General features: G+C 74.4%; 1 protein-coding gene. It reads left to right on the forward strand.

All coding sequences use genetic code 11. From position 1 onward, the window contains the following. Positions 1-25: 25 nt before the first annotated feature. On the forward strand, positions 26-347 hold a 322-nt coding region (locus TN53_RS44385; RefSeq protein WP_420719178.1), incomplete at its 3' end, for a 4'-phosphopantetheinyl transferase family protein.

Raw genomic sequence — 347 nt, forward strand, 5'->3', positions numbered from 1 at the left:
CCCCCCCCGCCTACGGGACGGCGCGATGAGCCCAGCGCGCTCCACCGCCCCACTCCTGCGCAACGCCCACCGGCTCACCGTCGACACACACCAGATCCACCTGTGGGTGATCGGCACCGAATGGGCGGGCGACCACCCCGAGCACATGGTCACCAGCGAACTCGACGACCGCGAACGAGAACGGGCGGCGGCGTTCGTCCGCCCCCTGGACCGCCTCACCTACCTGATGGCGCACATAGCGCTGCGCCGCCTGCTGTCCGCCTACACCGGCATCCCGCCCGCCGGGCTCCCGCTCGGCCGGGACACCTGCCCCTGCTGCGGCGGCCCGCACGGCCGCCCCGTCCTGC

The sequence above is a fragment of the Streptomyces sp. WM6386 genome (assembly GCF_000972385.1).
In the GTDB taxonomy this organism is placed as follows: domain Bacteria; phylum Actinomycetota; class Actinomycetes; order Streptomycetales; family Streptomycetaceae; genus Streptomyces.